The 14962-nt window shown below is 63.9% G+C and carries 17 protein-coding genes; 4 read left to right on the top strand and 13 right to left on the bottom strand.

The features are described 5' to 3' along the window. The coding region (locus VL752_RS06550) for a LysR family transcriptional regulator (RefSeq protein WP_325353361.1) at window positions 1-515 on the bottom strand (515 nt) is incomplete at its 3' end. Window positions 516-619: 104 nt separating this feature from the next. Here VL752_RS06550 and VL752_RS06545 point away from each other — a divergent pair. Next, complete coding sequence (locus tag VL752_RS06545; protein WP_325353359.1) at window positions 620-1726, top strand: FAD-dependent oxidoreductase; 1107 nt, start codon at window positions 620-622, stop codon at window positions 1724-1726. A 28-nt stretch (window positions 1727-1754) separates the two neighbouring features. Then, window positions 1755-2900, top strand: coding sequence for a hypothetical protein (locus VL752_RS06540; RefSeq protein WP_325353357.1), 1146 nt, complete (start codon window positions 1755-1757; stop codon window positions 2898-2900). Here VL752_RS06540 and VL752_RS06535 read toward each other — a convergent pair. After that, window positions 2884-3774 (bottom strand): LysR family transcriptional regulator, encoded by an 891-nt coding sequence (locus VL752_RS06535; protein ID WP_325353355.1) that lies wholly within the window; start codon window positions 3772-3774, stop codon window positions 2884-2886. The genes VL752_RS06540 and VL752_RS06535 overlap by 17 nt on opposite strands. Before the next feature lie 148 nt (window positions 3775-3922). On the opposite strand from VL752_RS06535, the gene VL752_RS06530 reads away from it, so the two are divergent. Together VL752_RS06530 and VL752_RS06525 are read left to right on the top strand one after the other, a co-directional pair. After that, entirely contained in the window at window positions 3923-4669 is a 747-nt protein-coding gene (locus VL752_RS06530) for an SDR family NAD(P)-dependent oxidoreductase (protein WP_325353353.1), read from the top strand. A gap of 75 nt (window positions 4670-4744) precedes the next feature. Beyond that, window positions 4745-5392 (top strand): glutathione S-transferase family protein, encoded by a 648-nt coding sequence (locus VL752_RS06525; protein WP_325353351.1) that lies wholly within the window; start codon window positions 4745-4747, stop codon window positions 5390-5392. A gap of 160 nt (window positions 5393-5552) precedes the next feature. On the opposite strand, the gene VL752_RS06520 is transcribed toward VL752_RS06525, so the two are convergent. The 11 genes from VL752_RS06520 to VL752_RS06470 form a co-directional block, all read right to left on the bottom strand. Next, window positions 5553-6377 carry a DUF72 domain-containing protein gene (locus VL752_RS06520; RefSeq protein ID WP_325353349.1) on the bottom strand — a complete coding sequence of 275 codons (825 nt, stop codon included), beginning with the start codon at window positions 6375-6377 and terminating at the stop codon, window positions 5553-5555. A gap of 53 nt (window positions 6378-6430) precedes the next feature. Further along, complete coding sequence (locus VL752_RS06515) at window positions 6431-7048, bottom strand: DNA-3-methyladenine glycosylase (protein ID WP_325353347.1); 618 nt, start codon at window positions 7046-7048, stop codon at window positions 6431-6433. Further along, on the bottom strand, window positions 7045-7425 hold the full coding sequence (locus VL752_RS06510; RefSeq protein WP_325353345.1) for a nuclear transport factor 2 family protein: 381 nt from the start codon (window positions 7423-7425) through the stop codon (window positions 7045-7047). The genes VL752_RS06515 and VL752_RS06510 overlap by 4 nt, the downstream gene beginning before the upstream one ends. A 67-nt stretch (window positions 7426-7492) precedes the next feature. Next, entirely contained in the window at window positions 7493-8188 is a 696-nt protein-coding gene (locus tag VL752_RS06505; protein WP_325353343.1) for an XdhC family protein, read from the bottom strand. Further along, complete coding sequence (locus VL752_RS06500; protein WP_325353341.1) at window positions 8185-8505, bottom strand: XdhC family protein; 321 nt, start codon at window positions 8503-8505, stop codon at window positions 8185-8187. The genes VL752_RS06505 and VL752_RS06500 overlap by 4 nt, the downstream gene beginning before the upstream one ends. Continuing rightward, window positions 8498-9286, bottom strand: coding sequence for an XdhC family protein (locus VL752_RS06495; RefSeq protein ID WP_325353339.1), 789 nt, complete (start codon window positions 9284-9286; stop codon window positions 8498-8500). The genes VL752_RS06500 and VL752_RS06495 overlap by 8 nt, the downstream gene beginning before the upstream one ends. After that, window positions 9283-10452: a vWA domain-containing protein gene (locus VL752_RS06490; RefSeq protein WP_325353337.1), complete on the bottom strand. Its 1170-nt coding sequence runs from the start codon at window positions 10450-10452 to the stop codon at window positions 9283-9285. The genes VL752_RS06495 and VL752_RS06490 overlap by 4 nt, the downstream gene beginning before the upstream one ends. A 9-nt stretch (window positions 10453-10461) precedes the next feature. Next, window positions 10462-11376 carry an AAA family ATPase gene (locus tag VL752_RS06485; protein WP_325353335.1) on the bottom strand — a complete coding sequence of 305 codons (915 nt, stop codon included), beginning with the start codon at window positions 11374-11376 and terminating at the stop codon, window positions 10462-10464. Continuing rightward, the gene (locus tag VL752_RS06480; protein WP_325353333.1) at window positions 11373-12002 is read right to left on the bottom strand and encodes a CoxG family protein; all 630 of its coding nucleotides are present in this window, start codon (window positions 12000-12002) and stop codon (window positions 11373-11375) included. The genes VL752_RS06485 and VL752_RS06480 overlap by 4 nt, the downstream gene beginning before the upstream one ends. Before the next feature lie 15 nt (window positions 12003-12017). Then, window positions 12018-14438 (bottom strand): aerobic carbon-monoxide dehydrogenase large subunit, encoded by a 2421-nt coding sequence (locus tag VL752_RS06475; protein WP_325353331.1) that lies wholly within the window; start codon window positions 14436-14438, stop codon window positions 12018-12020. Then, window positions 14438-14959, bottom strand: coding sequence for a (2Fe-2S)-binding protein (locus tag VL752_RS06470; protein ID WP_325353329.1), 522 nt, complete (start codon window positions 14957-14959; stop codon window positions 14438-14440). The genes VL752_RS06475 and VL752_RS06470 overlap by 1 nt, the downstream gene beginning before the upstream one ends. Between the last annotated feature and the right edge of the window lie 3 nt (window positions 14960-14962).

Here is a 14962-nt window from a genome sequence, read left to right as displayed (position 1 = left end):
GGCACGATCTGCACTTCCATCAAATGCTCCCGAACGACGTCCTCCGGCACATCGGGTAAGGTTCCGACGATCCCGAACGCGCAAGTTCCCTCGATGACCATTTTGAGAACGGCGCCGAGCGCTTCGACATAGAGGCGCAGGGGAACGTCTGGAAAGTGGAGCGAAAATTCGGCCATCGCTTGCGTCAGGACGGGGGTGGGCAGCATGACATCCACGACGACCGGAAGCTCGGCCTCCAAGCCCCCGGCCAATCCGCGCGCCCGCGCCTTGAAAGAGTCGACAGCGCCGGTGACCGCCCTCGCATCGGGTAGCAGTGCCCGGCCGGCCTGAGTGAGAACCGGGATGCGTTTTGTCCTGTCGAAAAGCTTGACGCCCAACTGCCCTTCCATATTGGCCAGTGTCTGGCTGACGACGGATTGAGCGCGGCTGAGGCGCCGGCCAGCCGCCGAAAAACTCCCCTCGTCAGCAGCAGCGACGAAGGTGCGGAACTGATCAAGCGTGACACCGTCGAGCATCTATATATCCGTACGATGATCAATATCGATAAATATAGACTATCACGATGGATCGGAAAGCAGCAATTGGAGGTGCGGTCCCACGCTTGAAAGCGACGCAGAGAATGAAACGCAAGATTGCAATTTACGGAACCGGAATGGCGGGTGCCATGCTCGCGAGCCGTCTTTCCGGCGATTTTGACGTGACGGTCATCGCACCGACGGATTATTTCGAAGTGCCGATGGCGATTCCCCGGCTGATGGTTCAGCCCCGATACGCGGAAAAGGCCATCGTGCCGATTGCCGAAGCCCTGCCGAAAGCGCGACACGTCCGTGGGCGTCTCGTCGAGTTGAGCCCCGCCGGAGGGCAGGTTGCGGGTGATGACGGCAGCCAGAGGATGATGACGGCCGAGATTACCGTGCTGGCGACGGGCAGCCGCTTCCCGGGTTCCTTCATTCGACCATCCAGCGGTTCGATCAAACAGCGCAAGGTGAGCTTTTATCGGCTGAGGTCGTCGCTTGCCGCCGCTCGGCGCATCCTGATCGTCGGTGGCGGTCCGGTGGGTGTCGAGGTGGCGGGCGAGATCGTCGAGACCTGGCCTGGACGCTCCGTGACGATCATTCAGTCCGGCCCGCGCATCCTGGCCGGGACAGGACAATCGGCCGCTGCCCATGCCACGGAATTTCTAACCGAGCGCGGCGTGAGATTGCTGACCGGCGAACGGATCGAGACCCCGTTGCCGCCGGACGGCTACACGGCAGAGCCGGGCGAGATCCGCACTGCCTCAGGCAAGCACATCACCTATGACGTTATGCTGTGCTGCATCGGCGGCCGCCCCAATACCGAGTATTTGCGCACCCATTTCTCCGATCGCCTCGATACCGAGGGGCGCGTCAGGGTGACGCCGGAACTCTTGGTCGCGGGCGAGAAGACTGTGTTCGCTCTTGGCGACATAACCGATCTCAAGGAAAATAAGATGGCGATGCATATCGCCGGACAACTCGACGTGGCGGAAGCGAATATTCGCGCGATCGCCTCGGGGCGGGCGCCGTCCAGGATTTACAAGGCGAAGACCGCAAACCTCTTGATGGCGGTCACGTTAGGGAGTCGGGCGGGCGTGATTTTTGCTCCGCCGGTCGGCAGTCTCCGGTTGTCCTGGCTGATTCGGAAAGCAAAGGCCGAGACCATGCTGGTGCCGAAATACCGCAAGCAGCTTGGCCTGTCGGCCTGATACCGCAACTGTCACTAAAGAGACGACGATGGACCGCAACAAGAATCCTCACTTTCGTCTGGCCGGGCGTCCGACCGATTACGCGCGGCTTGGCATCGACCCGGTCTCTATTGTGCAATCCGAGGACGGTCAGCGCATCGGCTCGGAAAAGGGCTGCTACGAATGGTGGTATTTCGATGCCCATCTGGACAATGGCGCGACTGTCGTCGTGGTTTTCTACACCAAGCCCAATGTCAGCCCAAACCGCCCTCTTGCACCAAGGGTCACCATCAACATGACGCTGCCGGATGGTCGCACATTCGAGAAGTTTCTTGATACAAAGCCAGAAAGCTTCCGCGCATCGAAATCGAGTTGCGACGTCAGAATCGATGAAAATCGCTTTGTCGGCGATCTTCATCGCTACCACATCACCGCGACCATTGAGGAAATATCGATCGATATCGACCTGACGGGAGAGGTCCGCGCCTGGCGTCCCAAGTCTGGTCATCTCTATTTTGGCACTGAGTCGCGCGAAAGGCTTTTTGCCTGGCTACCCTCGGTGCCACACGGCACGGCGGACGTCCGCTACAAGATCGGCAATGAGGAGTATCGTGCCTCTGGCAGCGGGTATCACGATCACAATTGGGGCGACGTGCCCATGCAGACGCTCATGCACAACTGGTATTGGGCGCGAGCCAGCGTCGGACCCTACACGGTCATCGCATCCTATATCACGGCCACCGCCGCATATGACTATGAAACGCAGATTGTCTATATGTTGGCGAAGGACGGCCAGATCATCGCCGACGATGAAACCAAGGTCACCTTTGATACCGAGCGCGTCGAGACCGACAGCAAGACCGGCAAGCCGGTCGCGGACGTGACCCGCTACACCTATCGCGCTGCCGATACACGCTATGTCGTTTCATTCGAGCGTCGGAAGACCATCCTGCAAGCCATTTTGACCGACCGCGCGCCGTTGCTAAAGCGCATCATCGCCCGGCTGATCGGCTTTGACGGCGCTTATCATCGCTTCACCGGCAAGGTCACGATCGAGAAATTCGACGGGGATGCGAGGGTCGAGATCTTCGAAGATCACGCGATCTGGGAGCTGATGTACTTCGGCAAGGCGCGACCGCAGGGTGTGGCGAGCTCGGCGGCAGCTCCGTCAAGGTGCATTACCGCGCAAACTTGAGATCGCCGATTCTCGCCACGATGCTTTGCAACAGCTGCGAGGTATTGGCCTCGTTGTAGCCGAGAGACAGGTCAATCATCGGTGGAACGCCCGCGAGCGGCCGACTGACGACCGTGGGCGGAAGCAGGTTTCTTGCGTAGAGCGGCATCAGCGCGATGCCACGGGTCGAAGCGACGAGCGACATCGCCATCGAGAGATTGTCGACATAGTGGTCGGGAGTGAGATCGAGGCCGATCCGCGCGCCATAGGCATCGGTTACCGAGCGCAAGGCGGGTGATTTGTCATGAGGGACGCCCACGAGTTCTTCACCGGCGATATCCTGGGGCGTGATCGCGTCCTGCGCGGTCAGGCGATGGTCGGCCGGCATGAGCACGATGAGGGGCTCGTCAATCAACCGCGTGAAGACCAGCCCGGTCGTGTTCCGTTCATGGCGAAGGAAGGCGAGATCGATCTTGCCGCGCATCAGCCCATCCGCGAGATCGGGCGATGAGAGGCTGAGGATGACGACCTCCGTATTGGGCAGTTCGGCGCGCATGATGCCCATCACCGCTGTCAGCCATTCGAACTCATAACCGGTGAGAAAGCCGAGGACGAAGGACGCCTTGGCGGGGACCGCGGCGCGCCGTGTCGCGGCGATGGCCCCTTCTACCTGAACGAGGACCAGGCGGGCATGATCGAGAAAGACGCGCCCGGCCGCCGTCAGCTCCACGCCCCTCACACCCCGCGTCATCAAGCTGCAGCCGAGTTCGGCTTCGAGATCGCGCATTTGCCGGCTCAGTGACGGCTGGGCGGTGTGCAGCCGCTTGTCGGCCGCGACCGTCAGGCTGCCCTCTTCGGCGACGGCGATGAAGTAGCGAAGATGGCGGAGCTCCATAAGCTATACTTTAGAGGCATGGAGACAGAGAAACAAAGTCTTTTTCGGATGCGAAGGGCAGGCCTAGACCCTTTCCGAGGCCGAAGAAGTCTCGCTCGTGTCCAGACACAGCGAGCATGGATAATCAGGCCACAGGAAAGGAAGAAATATGAATACGCCCGTCGTTCTGATTACCGGCGCCTTGACAGGCATCGCCCGCATCACCGCTGTCGCCTATGCCAAGGAGGGAGCGAAGCTTGTTGTCTCCGGCCGCCATGATGATGCCGGAGCCAGCCTCGTCGCTGAGCTGCGCGATGCCGGTGCGGAGGCCGAGTTCATCCGCGCCGATGTGCGCCATGAAGAGGACGTCCGCGCGCTTGTCGATGCCGCCGTCAAGCGCTTCGGCCGCCTCGACATCGCAGTCAACGCAGCCGGAACCGAAGGCAAGCCCGGCCCTGCGGTGGAGCAGACCCCGGAGAGCTATGCGGCGACCTTCGATACCAACGTCCTCGGCACCGTCCTGAGCATGAAGCATGAACTGAGGGTCATGCAGGCGCAGGGTAAGGGTAGCATCGTCAATATCTCGTCGACCTACGGTCATGAGGGCGGCGCCGGCGCCTCGATCTATGCCGCGAGCAAGCATGCGGTCGAGGGGCTGACGAAATCCGTGGCGCTTGAGGTCGGCACACGCGGCGTGCGGGTCAATGCCGTCGCACCTGGCCCGATCCAGACCGGTATGCTCGACCGTTTCACCGGCGGGGCGGAGGGCAAGGCTTTTCTCGCGACCCTCAATGCGCAGAAGCGCATCGGCGAGCCTGAGGAGGTGGCGAAGGCCATTCTGTACATCGCATCCGACGCGGCGAGCTTCGTTACCGGCCATATCCTGACCGTCGACGGCGGCAAGTCCGCAGGCTGAACGCTGGGCTGAAATCTGGGCCGGGCCGCGCAAAATCCCGGCCCTTTCGCGCAATGCCTTCCGAAAGGGACCGTCATGTCAGCCGATCAACTGAAGCTCTACGAATCAAGCGGCTCGCCGAATTCGCGTCGTGTTCGCATTTTCCTGGCGGAGAAGGGCATCTGCGTTTTACGCATTCCCGTTGATCTCGGTGCGAAAGAGCAGTTTTCCGAGGCTTATATCAGGATCAACCCACGCCAGGTTGTGCCGACATTGGTGCTGGGAGACGGCACGGCGATCGGCGAGGTGCCGGCGATCTTCCGCTATCTGGAGGAAGCCTATCCCAATACGCCGCTGCTGGGCACGACGCCCAAGGACAAGGCGCTGGTCACGATGTGGGAGCGCCGCATGGAGCTCGAGGGTTTTGCCGCGGTGATGGAGACCGTGCGCAACAAGATCCCCGGTCTCAAGGGGCGCGCCATTGCCGGCGCGCATGATTACGAGCAGATCCCGGCACTCGTGGAGCGCGGCCGTCGGCGCATTCTGGACTTTTATGCCGATCTGGACGCGCGCCTTGCCACTGTCCCCTTTGTCGCCGGGGACCATTTCAGCGCTGCCGACATCACCGCCCTGGTGGCGATCGACTTTGCAACGAAAGCACTCGACCTCGGCATTCCCGACGGGAATGAAGCCACCAGCCAATGGTACAAAAAGGTTGCCGCACGCGCGGGTGCTGCCAGCTAGAATCCCGCTCGTTGGCGGTGACGACGATACGGTTCTGTGCCAGACCGGCTTGCGGGTCGAAAGGGAGAATGCGACCGGCAAACTGGTCCCGGCGCTTGCCGGGGCGTTTCACAAGTGCATCACGGCGGATTTCTGCCAGCGCAGGGGGGCGGTGAACAGGTCATCGTCCGCCTGCTCCGCCATCAACCCGCTCGATCAGCGCCCGGGCAGCTGCCGGGTTGCGCAGTTTGTGGCCGCTGATGACGTAGAGAAAGACATCCCGGGGCTTTCCGTCCGCCTTCAGCGGCGCCACGCTTTCCAAGCCCTTCGGCGTCTCTCCCGCCGCCCATTGTTTCGCCCGGCTCGCCCAGAGGTCGAGCGCCTTGTCCGCATAGCCGAGCGGGTGTGTCTCCTCGGTGCCCATGATGCGGGCATAGACGAAGGGCGCGGTGATGTCGGCGATCTGGGGAAACTCCGAATCGCCCGCTACCACGGCCGCAACCCCATAGTTCCGCAGCAAGGCCACGAAGTCTGGGTTGCGGAAGCTTTCGTGCCGGACTTCCACCACATGGCGGATCGTGCGGCCCTCCACGCTCTTGGGCAGCAGTTTCAGAAAGGCCTCGAAATCGGCGGGGTCGAATTGCTTCGTCGCCATGAATTGCCAGTTGATGGGGCCGAGTTTGTCCTTCAGCTCCAGCACGCCGCTCGTGAAGAAGCGCTCAATCGACTGTCCCGCCTCGGCGAGCACGCGGCGATTGGTGGAATAGCGCGAGGCTTTCAGGGAAAAGACGAAATCCTCCGGCGTCTCATCATGCCATTTGCGAAAGCTCTCGGGTTTCTGCGAGCCATAGTAGGTGCCGTTGATCTCGATCGTGGTCAGTTGGCTGGCGGCATATTCCAGCTCGCGCTTTTGCGGCAGCGTGTCGGGGTAGAAGGTTCCGCGCCACGGCTCATAGGTCCAGCCGCCGACGCCGATCCGGACGGTGCCTATTTTTTTCTTCGCCATGTCCTGCAACCTCTTCCCAGAGCTAATGTCCAGAATAGCATCTCTGTGGGTTTCTACCCATTGAGCGATCTGGGACCGCTGACGAAGGGACTGTCCCGAAGGTAGAAGCGCAACAAGCGGTGCGCGTCTTTCGTAATGCCGATCCTGATGCTCTCGCCGATCTCGCCGGTTTTGTGGTCATCCTCAGCGAGCCATAGCGGGCCTTGCCGGCAGAGGTCCAGCCCATCGAGCCGCCGATTGATCCGCAGTGCCATCGCGAGCCTTCCGGGTCCGCGCGCCAGGTCACGTAAACGCCCGACCCCGCGATTGAGTTGCATGATGGCGATGCCGGTGAGGGGCTCGAGCGCCCGGATGAGAACGCCGGCGCCCACGCCCTCCACATCGCCCGAGACGTTCAGCATGAAGGAGATACCGTAGGCGAGATAGACATAGGCGTGCCCGCGCTCGAGAAAGAGCGAGCGGTTGCGCGGGGTCATGCCCCGATAGGCATGCCCGGCGGCGTCGCCCACGATATAGGCCTCGGTCTCGACGATCCGGCCGCTGACGACGCCTTCGGGGAGCTCCCGCACCAGGATCTTGCCGATGAGAGTGCGGGCGAGAGCGATCGTATCCACCGGAAGCACCGCACGGGCGATCGGCAGAGGGCCGGCCGCGCGTCGGTCAGGTTTCAAGGCATCTGCTCGACCCATTGCGCGCGCGACGGCCCCGGCTCGAACGGATCGCCGAAATACTGGGTCTCTCGGGCCACCTTCCCATCCAGGAATTCCATGATGCTCACGGTGTAAGATGGTTGGCCGTCATAGGTCAGGACATATTCGGTGACCCAGAGCCCGCCCGCGCCGATGATCCGCCGCACTGTGAAGCGCTTGCGGTTCGGTTGCGCGGTGCGGGAGGCTTGAATGTTCCGCCGCCCGTGGATGCGTTCACCCGATTGAGGATATTCGAGCACCGCGTCGTCCCGGTAAATCTCGTGCTCGCCATCGAAGTCGTCCGCATCCGAGGCGGCCCAGTGGTGATTCAGCGCCGCTCTGATCTCTGTTTCGTCCATGCCGACTCTCCTGGACCGTCGTCGTCGATACTGCGCTGTCATACCACACGCCTATCGGACGATTCGACTAGCGCCGCGCCCAGCTGAGACTGCTGCCGCGCCGGACAGCGACGATCTCGGCCGCGATCGAGAGCGCGATTTCGGCCGCGGTGACGGCCGCGAGCGGCAGCCCGACCGGGCCCTTGATGCGGCTGAGACTCTCCGGTCCATGGCCGAACTCGGCGAGCCGCTCCAGCCGCGCCGTATGCGAGCGGCGGGACCCGAGTGCGCCGATATAGAACGCGTCCGAGCGCAGAGCGCGGTCGAGGGCCGGATCATCCAGTTTCGGATCATGCGTCAGCGCCACGACGGCGCTGCGGCCATCCAGCGATGCGCGATCGAGCGCCTCGTCCGGCCAGTCCGGCATGAGCGTGATGCCGGGAAAACGTTCCGGTGTCGCGAGCGAAGGGCGCGGGTCGATCACGATCGTCTGAAAGCCCAGGGTTTCGGCGAAGGGCGCCAGACCCTGCGCGATATGGACGGCGCCGATCAGGAACAGCCGCAGCGGCAGGGCATGGACATGCAGGAACCAGCGTGCGCCCTCCTGCTCGATGGTAGCGCTCCTGTCGGCCGCGAGTGCCTCCCTGGCGGCTTCCGCCAGTGCCTCCGGTACATCCGGGCCCGGCCAGAGCAGCTGTCGGCCGCTGGCCAGATCGGTTGCCAGCACCACAGGGCGCCTTTCGGTGCGGGCGCGCATGAGCGCGATGCGAAGTTCCGGCGTCATTCCACTTCTTCGACGAAGACCTGCAACTGGCCGCCGCAGGCGAGGCCCACTTCCCAGGCCCTTTCGCTCGACACCCCGTAGTCGAGCAGTTGCGGCAGATGCTCGTCGAGCGTCACCATGGCGGCGGCCATGACTGCGCTTTCGACGCAACCGCCGCTGACCGAGCCCACCATGCGGCCGGAGCCAGTGATTGCCATTTGGCTGCCGACGGGGCGGGGGGAACTGCCCCAGGTGGCGACGACGGTCGCGAGTGCTACGCGCTCGCCAGCCTCGCGCCAGGCATGGACTTGGCCCAGCACGTCCTCCACATCACTCATGCACGGGGTCCTCTGTCACTGATCGTCTTTGGCGTCTGTCACGGATCATCTCGGCCAGGATTGAGAGAGCAATTTCCTCGGGGGTCACGGCGCCGATGTCGAGCCCAGCGGGCCCATGCAGCCTGTCCAGCTGCCCAGCCGGGTAATCGGCGGCCCGCAGCGCCTGCTTGAGTGTCTCGACCTTGCGGGGGGAGCCGACGAAGGCGGTATAGGGTGCCTGCAGGGTGAGTGCCGCCCGCAGCGCCTCGGCATCGCCACGGCCCTGGGTCGCCACCACCACAAAGCCGGCTGGATCGGGGCGCGGGTCCGCCGGCCCGGTCGCATCGCGCTCCACGGCGAAGCCGAAGTCCGGGGCGAGACGGGCGAGGACGGTCGCCACGGGCGACTGGCCAAAAATGCGCAGGCGTGGAGATGGGAGAACGGGTTCCACGAAGACGTCCATCACGCCTTGGCTGGCACAGGCGTTGCGGGCGAAGTGAATGCCGTCGCGCTCTTCACCAGACGCCAGGTGATGCGCCGCGAGTGTGCTTTCCGGCTGCACCGAGATCAATCGTGGCTGCCCGTCCGCCATTGCCGAGCGGGCTGCCCGCAACACCGCGCCCCGCACGCAGCCGCCGCCGATCCAGCCCGCACCCATGCTGCCGTCGGCCAGGATCACGGCCTTGGCACCGGCCTTGGCGGCGGTGGCCGACAGGGTGCGCACCACAGTTGCAACCGCAAAGGGCTGCTGCTCCCGAGTGAGAGCGGTGACCAGCGCGGTGACGTCTGACGCGTTCGTCATAGCACCTCCAGCACCTGGGTGAAGGCCGCTTCCAGGCGCGCGAGTGAATTCGCCGGAGTGAAGAGATCGATGAAGGGCAGCGCCTCCCGCATGCCGCGGGCAAGCGGCGCGTAGCGCGGATCTGCCTTCGCCGGGTTGAACCAGACGATACGCCGGGCGCGCCGCGCGAGGGCCGCCATTTCGGCTGCCAGCACCCCCGCGGGCCCGGTGTCATAGCCGTCGCTCGCGATGATCACGCAGGCGCGGGCATGCAGCAGGCGCCCGGCATGGAGGCGGTTGAACTCCGCGAGACAGTCGCCGATGCGCGTGCCGCCGGCCCAGCCTGCCGAAAGCAATTGCAGCCGCTCCTGCGCGCGCCAGGGGTCCGCATCCTTCAGTGCCTCGGAGACATGGGTCAAGTGGGTGTGGAAGAGGAAGACATGCACGTCGCCGAGTTCAAGCGCCAGCGCGCGCGCGACGCGCAGATAGAAGAAGCTGGTGAGGGACATCGAACGGCTGACGTCGAGCAGCAACACGAGGCGCGGCCGCACCCGGCGCGCCACCCGGAAGCGGAGCTTGTGCGGGGACCCGCCCGTGCCGATGGAGCGGCGCAGCGTCTGCCGCAGGTCGATCCGGGCGCCACGGGCCGCAGCTTGCTCCCGCCGCGTCCGCAACCGCTTGAGGCGGCGGGCGAAGCGGCGGATGGCGGCCTCGATCGCATAGGTCTGCAGCCGATCGGTCAGGGACCGGAAATCGGCGCCCTCGGCCGTGGCCTCGGCGCTTGCCCCGTCCTGCGCGGTGTCCCCGGAAAGGCCGCTATCCTCCTCCGCTTCATCATGCTGCAGAACGGGCCCGGCCCGGCCCGCGGCGGGTCCGGCCTCGCCGGTCAAGGACATCAGGCCCGCGCCACCGGCGCGGGTTTCCACCAGGGCCTGTTTGTTGGGCGGCATCCAGTAACTATCGAAAATGTCGTCAAAGCGTGTCCAATCCGCGGCCCGGGTGCAGAGCAGGCTGCGCCATCCCCAGCGCAGCGGCTGCTTCTCGGTGACCCCCACCGTCTCGGCGAGACGGAGCGCATCCGCCTGTTCCTGAATGCCGATCAGAAACCCGTTTTCCCGCAATGTGGCGACGAAGCCTGCGATGCGGATGGTGGCAATGGCGCCCGGTGGGGTGGCTTGGGGCAGCATGGCGCCTGCCTATCCTGCCAGCGCCAGTAGCCGCGCGAGGGCGACTGGCTCCAGCACTTGCAGGTCTTCCCGCGTCTTGACGAGCGCGGCGAGCGTATCCCGGATGCCCTCCGGCCCCGCCTCGTCGAGAACGGTGATGCCAAGGCCGAGAAGGGCCGCCGCCCAATCCAGCGTTTCGGCTATGCCGGGCTGTTTCTTGAGGCCCAGCTGGCGCAGGGCCTGGGTGAATTCGACGATCTGCCGGCCCAGTCGGTCCGGCAGGCCGGGCAGGCGCAGCTGCAGGATGGCCAGTTCCTTCGCGAAGCTGGGGCTGGCAAGATAATAGTAGAGGCAACGCCTGCGCAGCGCGTCCGACAGCTCGCGCGTCGCATTCGATGTCAGAACAACGAGCGGGATGCTCGCCGCGCGAATGGTACCCATCTCGGGCACACTCACCTGATAATCCGAGAGCACTTCGAGAAGAAACGCCTCGAAAGCTTCATCGGCCCGGTCAATCTCGTCGATCAGAAGTACGGCAGGGGTTGCGTGCAGCAGCGCCTCCAGCAAGGGACGCTTGAGCAGGTAGGCACCGGAAAACAGGGCTTCCTCGTCAAGCCCGCCGCCGCCCGCGGCCTCCGCCATGCGGATGGCCAGAAGCTGGCGCTGATAGTTCCACTCATAGAGCGCGTGGTGGATGTCCAGCCCTTCGAAGCATTGCAGGCGGATCAGTGTCGTCTCATGGGTTTTCGCGAGTGCCTTGGCGATTTCGGTTTTCCCGACGCCGGGATCGCCCTCCACCAGAAGCGGGCGATGCAATTCGCCCATCAGCAGGAGGGTGGCCGCCAGATCGCGCTCGCAGATATAGCCGGCCGCTTCCAGCCGCCGTTGCATCGCGCCAATGGCGGCCATCCGGCTGGCCTGGCCGGCATCAGCCCCCGCGGTCATGTCGCCTTCGAGCGGCGGAACAAGCTCGCGACGAAATCCTTGATCACCGCCCAGATCAGGGACAGGGCATTCAGCTTCGTCTCGGACGCCTCCACCGGTGCGGGCGCCGGCATCGCGACCGGGGCGGCGCCGACCGCCTCGGACGGTGCGCTTGCGGGCTGCGCCGCCTCGATGGCCGCCGCACGCGCCGCCAGATTGGCGAAGAATTTCTGCAGCAGGACTTCCGAGACGCTGTTCATCAGCCTTGCCCCGAAGGTCGCGACCTTGCCGGTGACCGTCACGTCAGAAACGCCGCTCAATCGCGATCCGCCGCCCTCCGCCGCTATGACCGCCGCATGGAGATCGAGGGAGGCGCCGGAGGTGCCGGTCGTCTCCGATCCGGTGCCGACGATATGCAGCGTCCGCGCCGCCGGATCACTGTCCGCGATTTCGATATTGCCCTTGAAGCTCACGGTCGCGGGGCCGAGCTTGACCGAGACGGTGCCCTTGTAATGGGTCTCGTCCACCCGTTCGGTGATCTTCGCTCCGGGCAGGCAGGCGGCCACCCCCTCCATGTCCTGCAGCATGGCCCAGGCGAGCGTCGGGCTCAGCGGCAGATCGAGGCTTTTCTCGATGGTGATCTTCATGATGCTCTTTCGCTCTCAGCCGGCAATGTCGAGCGCACGAAGCTGCTTCCAGGTGCGATAGGCGTTATGCGGCATGCCGGTATGGGTTACGCCGAGATGGGCGAAGGCATCCACCACCGCATTGCTGAAACAAGGGATGGAGCCGACATGCGGTGACTCGGCGACGCCTTTGGCGCCGATCGGATGATGCGGCGAGGGGGTAACGGTGAAATCCGTCTCCCAATGCGGTGTCTCCACCGAAGTCGGCAGGAAATAGTCCATCAAGGTACCGCCGAGCACATTGCCCTGCTCGTCATAGGGCAGCTCCTGGCCGAAGGCGACGGCGAAGCCTTCCGTCAGCCCGCCATGGATCTGACCTTCGATGATCATCGGGTTGATGCGCGTGCCGCAATCATCCAGCGCATAGAAGCGGCGGACCTTCACTTCGCCCGTGCCCTTGTCGATATCAACCACCGCGAGATAGGCCCCGAAGGGGAAGGTGAAATTCGGCGGGTCGTAATAATCCACCGCCTCCAGCCCCATCTCCATGCTCTCGGGCACGTTGTTATAGGCGGCCCAGGCGATCTCCTTCATGCTTTTGGCGCGCGCAGGATCGCCTTTGACATGGAACTGGTCGAGATCGAATTCCATGTCCTCCGGCGAGACTTCCAGAAGATGGGCTGCGATTTTGCGAGCTTTTTCGCGGATCTTGTGGGAGGCGCGGGCGACGGCCGCACCCGCGACCGGCGTGGAGCGCGAGCCATAGGTGCCGAGCCCGTAGGGCGCGGTTGAAGTATCCCCTTCCTCGACCTGAATGACGGACGCGGGAATACCGGCTTCCGTCGCGATGATCTGAGCATAGGTCGTCTGGTGCCCTTGCCCCTGGCTGATCGTGCCCATGCGGGCAATGGCCGAGCCATCGGGATGGACGCGGATCTCGCAACTGTCGAACATGCCGATGCCCAGGATGTCGCAGCTTTTGGAGGGGCCGGCACCGACGATTTCAGTGAAAGTGGTGATGCCGATGCCCATCAGCGTCGGGCAATTGGGATCGGCTCTCTTCGCTGCCTGTTCGGCGCGCAAAGCCTCGTAATCCACCGCCTTCAGCACCTTCTGAAGCGCCGGTGCATAGTCGCCGGAATCGTAATCCAGGCCGAGCGCCGAATGGTAAGGAAAGCTCTCCTTGGGGATGAAATTGCGGAAGCGGATTTCCGCCTTGTCGAGCCCCAGCTTCTGGGCCAGCACGTCGATCATGCGTTCGACGAGATAAACCGCCTCCGTCACCCGGAAGGAGCAGCGATAGGCGACGCCGCCGGGAAACTTGTTGGTATAGACGCCATCGACCGAAACATGCGCGGTCGGGATGTCATAGGACCCGGTGCAGACATGGAACATGCCGGCGGGCCATTTGGTGGGATCGGCGCAGGCATCGAAGGCGCCGTGATCGGCAGTGACATTGACGCGCAGACCCTTGATGCGGCCATCCGCGTCCGCCGCTAATTCGCCAGTCATCCAATAATCGCGGGCGAAGGCCGTGGTGGTCAGGTTCTCGTTGCGGCTTTCGATCCACTTCACCGGTCGGCCGAGCACGATGGAGGCGACGATGGCGGTGACATAGCCCGGATAGACGCCGACCTTGTTGCCGAAGCCGCCGCCGATATCGGGTGAAATGATGCGGATCTTGGATTCCGGAATGGAGGAGAGCAGGCCCACCACGGTGCGCACCACATGCGGTGCCTGGGAGGTGATCCAGACGGTGAGATCGCCCTTGACCGCATCGTAGCTCGCGACTGCGCCGCAGGTTTCCAACGGGCAGGGGTGCACGCGCGGATAGAGCATTTCCTGCGTCACCGTGACGGCGGCATTGGCGAAGGCGCGATCGGTGCGGTCGCGATCACCGATCTGCCAGTTGAAGATGTGGTTGTGGTGGCGCCGGGCGCCATGGGCGCCGACATCCTTACCTGCCAGGTCCTCGCGGATCACCGGCGCATCAGGCAGCAGCGCCTTGAAGGGGTCGACGACGGCCGGCAACTCCTCGTAGTCAACCTCAACGAGTTCGGCGGCGTCGGCGGCGATGGCACGATCATCCGCCACCACGAAGGCAACTTCCTGGTTCTGGAAGTGGACCTTGCCATCCGCCAGCACCGCCTGCACATCACCCGCGAGGGTCGGCATCCAGTGCAGTTTCAGCGGCTTGAGGTCCTCCGCGGTGAGCACGGCATGGACGCCAGGCAGCGCGCGGGCGCGGGATGTGTCGATCGACTTGATGCGGGCATGAGCATAGGGGCTGCGCACCATGACGCCGAAGAGCATGCCGGGCAGGTGGATGTCGTCCACATAGGTGCCGCGGCCCTGGATGAAGCGCGGGTCTTCGCGCCGCTTGCGGGCGCAGCCGATGCCTTCGAGCTTTTCCAGGCGGCCGAGATCGGCCTTGGGATCGCGTGCGATGTCGTTCATCAGGCGGTTACCTCCGCCATCATCGGATGAGAGGTCTCAACGATCTCGCCACGCAGCTTGGCGGCGGCATACTGGATGGCCTTGACGATGTTCTGATAGCCCGTGCAGCGGCAGAGATTGCCGGACATCCAGTAGCGGATCTCCTCCTCCGTCGGGCTCGGATTCTCCTGCAGCAGCCGGTAGGCGCGGGTAATCATCCCCGGCGTACAAAAGCCGCATTGCAGCCCATGCTCCTGCATGAAGGCCTCCTGCAGGGCATGCAGCTGGCCCCCCTTGGCAAAGCCTTCAATCGTCAGGACATGGCTGTTCTCGCATTGCACGGTCAAAACCGTGCAGGATTTGACGGACATGCCGTCAAGATCCACCGTGCAGGCGCCGCAATGGCTGGTTTCGCAGCCGATATGGGGGCCTGTGGTCTCAAGCCTCTCGCGCAGCGTGTGGATGAGGAGTTCGCGCGGCTCGACGAGCACATCGACGGGCCGGTCGTTCAGCCGGAAGCTGACGGCGGTTTTCTTGGTCATACG

The sequence above is a fragment of the Acidisoma sp. genome, from assembly GCF_035492295.1.
Lineage (GTDB): Bacteria > Pseudomonadota > Alphaproteobacteria > Acetobacterales > Acetobacteraceae > Acidisoma.
The sequence above is the reverse complement of the archived record's forward strand: the minus strand, read 5'-3'. Positions and strand labels throughout refer to the sequence as shown.